Source organism: Candidatus Erwinia dacicola (assembly GCF_001756855.1).
GTDB lineage: Bacteria > Pseudomonadota > Gammaproteobacteria > Enterobacterales > Enterobacteriaceae > Erwinia > Erwinia dacicola.
On sequence record NZ_MAYS01000260.1, the window covers coordinates 1 to 3,692 of the forward strand.

At 54.1% G+C, this 3,692-nt stretch carries 3 protein-coding genes and 1 pseudogene; 2 read left to right on the plus strand and 2 right to left on the minus strand.

Annotation, left to right across the window (positions count from 1 at the left end):
- Nucleotides 1-407: integrase core domain-containing protein (locus BBW68_RS07830; RefSeq protein ID WP_245675232.1), on the plus strand; the 407-nt coding region annotated here is incomplete at its 5' end.
- A 93-nt stretch (nt 408-500) separates the two neighbouring features.
- Here BBW68_RS07830 and otsA read toward each other — a convergent pair.
- Nucleotides 501-1,931 (minus strand): alpha,alpha-trehalose-phosphate synthase, encoded by a 1,431-nt coding sequence (otsA, locus tag BBW68_RS07835; protein WP_070134723.1) that lies wholly within the window; start codon nt 1,929-1,931, stop codon nt 501-503.
- Nucleotides 1,906-2,714 (minus strand): annotated as a pseudogene (otsB, locus tag BBW68_RS07840) (trehalose-phosphatase). Before otsB ends, otsA begins: the two are co-directional and overlap by 26 nt.
- Nucleotides 2,715-3,277: 563 nt before the next feature.
- Here otsB and BBW68_RS07845 point away from each other — a divergent pair.
- A partial coding sequence (locus BBW68_RS07845) for an IS1595 family transposase (protein WP_148127470.1) occupies nt 3,278-3,692 on the plus strand: 415 nt, incomplete at its 3' end.

Consider the following 3,692-nt stretch of genomic DNA (forward strand, 5'->3'; position numbering starts at 1 on the left):
TACACCACGTCCTAAGACGCTACCTAGCGATAGAGCGTATTCTTGCTGACAGAGATACCGAATTCCAACTGCAGGCGTCCACTGGCGACAGGCTGACGGATAATGGTTCAGCGTATACCGCGCATGACACGCGGAGGTTCGCCAGAGAGCGGAATCTGGCGCCCTGTACAACAGCGGTGAGTAGCCCACAGAGTAATGGCATGGCCGAACGGTTCGTGAAAACGATGAAGGAAGACTATATCGCGTTCATGCCAAAACCGGAGGTGAGAACAGCCCTGCGAAACCTTGCACCAGCGTTCACGCATTACAATGAAAACCATCCGCACAGCGCGCGGGGATGTAACTCCCCGAGGGAATACTGGCGGGGAATACTGGCGGGGAATACTGGCGGCAGCAGGCATCGTTAACTTAAGATACAAAAGCTGTCCGGAGATGGCGGGTCAAGATCAGGGGTCACAGCCCCTGTGGGTCAGATATCTTGTTTACACTGGACCGATGTTTCAGGCCAGTTTTGGCAAGGAAGTCACGTTACTCTGCTGGCTCTTTACCCGACCATCCTGCGGCAGCGCCTGCAAATCACGTAGGTAGCTCTCACGCCAGTGCGTAATGTCATTGCTGCGCAGCACCGTCATCATGTCGTTGTAGCGCGAGATCCTTTCCGTACGTGACATGGTTATTGCTTGGTTGAGTGCCGCCGCGACATCATCGCGGTCATAAGGATTGACGATCAGCGCCGACTTCAGATCGTTGGCGGCACCAGCAAAACGCGACAGCACCAGCACGCCCGGGTCATCCGGATCCTGAGCGGCGACATACTCTTTCGCCACCAGATTCATGCCGTCACGCAGCGGCGTTACCAGCCCGATATCCGTCAGGCGGAAGATTTTCATCAGCAGGCGGCGGTCAAAGTGCTGATTGAGGTAGTAGAGCGGCGTCCAGCCCAGCGTGCCGTATTTACCATTGATGCGCCCCGCTTCAGTTTCCAGCATATGGCGGATATCCTGATAAGCCTGCACGTTGCCGCGCGAGGTGGGCGCAATCTGCGAGTACCGAATTTTGCCATGATGCTGCGGATAGTTCTCCAGCAGCGCCTCGTAGGCGAGAAAGCGCTCCAGCAACCCTTTCGAATAGTCGAGGCGCTCGCAGGCGATAATATTTTGCGCGTCACCCAGATCTTCCTTCATCGCCACCATTTTTGGCGGTAGCGGCCCTTCAGCCATCTCTTTGATGCTGTCAGGTTCGATACCGATCGGGTAAACCTCGGTGGTGAAGCGGTTGCCGAAGGCGCGATGCTGTTTGCCTTCGCTCTGCATCTGCGTCAGCAGTGAAACGCTCTCCAAGAACGCCAGACGGTCACTCTCCGTCTGGAAGCCCAGCAGATCGTATTCGCACATCATCTCCAGCAGGTCAGCGTGCGGCGGCAGCGCGTTGAAGATCTCCGGGGTCGGGAACGGTATATGCAGGAAGAAGCCGATGCGGTTATTGACGCCCAGCTTGCGCAGCTCGGCGGCAAACGGCAGCAGATGGTAATCGTGGATCCACAGAACATCGTCTTCTTTCAGCAGCGGCTGCAGGCGCTGTGCCAACTGCTTATTGACGCGGCAGTAACCATCCCAGGCTTCACGCTGGAAATTCACTAGGTCGAGACGGTAGTGGAAAGCAGGCCATAGCACCGCGTTGGAAAACTGCAGATAGTAGAGATCGTAATCATTCTGTTCTAGGCCGAAGGAGGCATAAGTGATGCCATCCTGCTCCAGCATATTCAGCTGCTCTTCATCTTCTCCAATTTCATTGATCTCACCGTTCCAGCCAAACCACATGCCTCCGGTGGTTTTCAGGGCATCAACAATGCCTACCGTCAGTCCTCCGGCACTGGCCTTACTGCCATCAGGAATGGCAATACGGTTAGATACGACTACTAAGCGACTCATAATTTAACTCCTCACCGACGTTGTTGCGTCTTGATCTAGTTTTATTCGGGTCTGTTCCAGCCAGCGGTAAACGGCATCAACATCAGCCAGACGTCCGCGCGCAGCGGTGGCTCCAGAGCCGACTTTAATTGAGATACCGCCCATGGCATTGACCACGTCAAAACCTGCTTCGTCAGTCAGATCATCCCCGATACACACCGGGATACGGCCGGCAAACGGAGGCTGTTGCATAAAATCGTTGATCGCGGCACCTTTGTTCACGCCCCGCGGCTTCAGCTCGACCACGCATTTTCCCGGCTGTTGTACCAGCTCGGGGAAACGCGCCACTAGCGAGTCGGCCAGCGCTTCAATCGCCTGCTGATACTGCGGTGCTTGGCGATAATGCAGAGCAAACGCCATACCTTTACTCTCCAGCCCGGTACCCGGCAGAGCGGCTATCGCCTGCTCCAGTTCACGGCTGAGGATCGTCACAGTACCCGGGTCGAGGGCAATGCCCGTAATTTTATTCTGGAGATTGCGCCGCTCTGCGCCATGCACGCCGACCAGCGGAAAACGCGCCGGGGCGACCAAGGCATCCAGTTCGCTTATCGGGCGGCCAGAAACCAGCGCCAGCGCAGCATCACAGCTTTGCGCCAGCTGCTGTAGGTCAGCCACCACCGCAGCAGGGATGGAAACTTCATCCGGGCGCGGTTTGATCGCCGTCAGTGTGCCATCCACGTCAAAGAAGAAGGCGTAGCGCGCTTCTGCCTTAATTGGGGGAACGAAATCTGCTTGTTTAGTCACACATTCCTCCTGATTAATGGTTCAGAAAGATGCTGTGCAATGAGGGTAACTGCGTGGTCTGACGGTGACGGCGTAGAGCAGTTGCCTGTCGTCTGACGTCGAGAGGGACCGTGGTTTTCTTACCGCGTCGACCCTCAGTGCGGACAACATCAGCGTTAAGTATAGAAGAGTTTCCAGATCCTGCCAGAAAATCAGACAGTAACCGCTTTTTGTCATAGGGCGTTGACGTCAATCCCTCGCCAGTGTCCGGCTTCTTCCGGCCCAACATTGCTTGCGGAGTAGTGCTACTGGCGAGATCCACCTCATATGACGTCAGCCGTTTGCCGCTGTTTAACGACCAGAAAATGCAGACTTTAGGCTGCAGCAGCGAGTGTTCATTAATAGGAATTAAAACCTCAAAACGAACATAAATCTAACCGCAATATCTATCGACTGGCCTGAACTGGCGGGGTTTTCTGGTTTTACTCCCACCAATCAATAACGCTATTTTCATCGCTGACACTAATTTGCTGTCTATTTTTTAGGGGCTGTCCTAGATAACTAAGATCATCTAGGATAGTGCCATGAGAAAAAGCAGACTCAGTCAGTACAAACAGGAACGGTTACTTGAACAGTTTATTGCAGGCTCCACAGCCCGTATTGCCGCAGAGCTGGTTGGTGTCCACAGGAACACTGCTGCATACTATTTTCACCGCCTCAGAGTGCTGATAGCCGAGCACGTAGATAGGCACTCCTGGTTTGATGGCGAGATTGAACTGGACGAAAGTTATTTTGGTGGTCGTCGTAAAGGTCAGCGTGGCAGAGGTGCTGCCGGAAAAGTGCCTGTTTTCGGGCTTCTCAAGCGTGGTGGTAAGGTGTATACCAAGGTCATACCCGATGCCAAATCACGCACATTACTGCCGATAATAGAGTCAAAAATTTACCCTGACAGCATCGTCTATACCGATAATTTTGCCAGTTATGATGTACTGGATGTGA

Coding starts and splice junctions, on each gene's coding strand:
- otsA (WP_070134723.1), bottom strand. CDS start 1,931: ATGAGTCGCTTAGTAGTCGTATCTAACCGTATTGCCATTCCTGATGGC.